1 protein-coding gene is annotated in these 1,570 nt (G+C 68.8%); it reads left to right on the top strand.

Going from position 1 to position 1,570, the window contains the following annotated elements; genetic code table 11:
- Positions 1–56 precede the first annotated feature (56 nt).
- Positions 57–1,403: an IS701 family transposase gene (locus ACWC91_RS41550; RefSeq protein ID WP_450645072.1), complete on the top strand. Its 1,347-nt coding sequence runs from the start codon at positions 57–59 to the stop codon at positions 1,401–1,403.
- The last annotated feature ends 167 nt before the right edge of the window (positions 1,404–1,570 follow it).

Here is a 1,570-nt window from a genome sequence, read left to right as displayed (position 1 = left end):
CTGCCTGCAGGGGCTGGATGAAGGTATGGGTACGGCCACCGTGATCATGAACGTTTGTGACGACGTTTCAAGAAGCGGTGGCCGTGGAGGTCACGGTAGCCCAGGCCGTCTGGGACCGGGTGTTCGGGGCGGCAATGGACGTGATCGCGGACTGTTTCGCACGGCCTGAGACACGCGCGACGGCGGCGGAGATGATCAGCGGGCTGCTGACGGAGGTGGACACCCGGAACTGCTGGACGCTGGCTCAGGCGCTGGGGCATCCCGGTCCGCACCGGCTGCAGCACTTGCTGTCGAGGGCGCGGTTCGACCACGACCGGGCCAGGGAAGAGGTCGCCCGCCTGGTCGTGCGGGAACTCGCAGGTCAGGACGTAGTGCTGGTCGCAGACGAGACCGGTGACGCCAAGTCCTCCACCGGCTGCGTGGGAGCCGGCCGCCAGTACTCCGGCGCGCTCAAGGGTGTCGGCCTGTGCCAGGTCGCCGTCCACCTCGCCGCCGTCACCGAGACAGCGAGGGTGGTGATCGACCGGACGCTGTATCTCCCGAGGGATTGGGCCGCGGACGAGGAACGCCGCGACGCGGCCGGTGTCCCGGAGGAGATCATGTTCGCGACCAAGCCGCAGCAGACCGCGGCCATGGTCGCCCACGCGCTCGAGCTGGGGGTGCGGGCACGCTGGTTCGCAGGGGACGAGGTCTACTCCGGCCGCGAACTACGCACGGATATACGGGCATTCGAGCTCGGCTACGCGGTCGGCGTGTCCCACACGCACGTGGTGACCGACGGAGCGGGCCGCAGGTGGCAGGCCCGCCAGGTGATCAACAAGGTGCTGCCCCGCCAGTGGATGCGCATGCAGTCCGGACACGGCACGAAGGGCACCCGCGAGTACCACTGGGCCTGGCTCGACATCCGGGCCGACGACACCCCCGACGGACACCGGGAGAACGGCACCAGCGCCCTGGTCGCCCGCCGGCACCGGTACACCGGCGAGGTCTCCTTCTTCCGCTGCTGGACGCCCGGGACCGTCACCCTCGCCCAGCTCGTGGACGTGAACTGCCGCAGATGGCGGATCGAGGAGACCTTCCAGCTCGGCAAGACCTTCACCGGCCTGGACGAAGGCCAGGTGACCTGCTGGAACTCCTGGATGCGCTGGTCGCTGTTCTCCCTGATCGCCGCCGCCGTCCTCGCACTCACGGCTGCTGCCACGACCACCGTCGGCCCTGCAGGCCCAGCCCGACTCGTCCCGCTGACCTGCCCCGAACTCGTCCGACTCCTGAGGGCGTTCGTCCTCACACCATCCGTCCGGGAGACGGAACACGTCCTGCACTGGATGGCCTGGCGCCGCCACCATCAAGCCGTCGCGCAAGCCTGCCACCAGCGCCGACACGTTCTCCAGGACCAGCTATGACCGGAACTACAGCTGCCGTGGCTGATCCACACCTGAGACGGGGACACCCCGGTAACGTCCGTGCCCAACCGGGGGGCGAGCCAGTCCTGCGGGTCCGCTTGCCTGGCTCCGACTCCTTGATCAGCATCGGCGCGAACCAAATCAAGGCGGCGCATCGTCTACCGCAC

The sequence above is a fragment of the Streptomyces sp. NPDC001204 genome (assembly GCF_053598035.1).
This window is presented reverse-complemented; position numbering and strand designations above follow the sequence as displayed.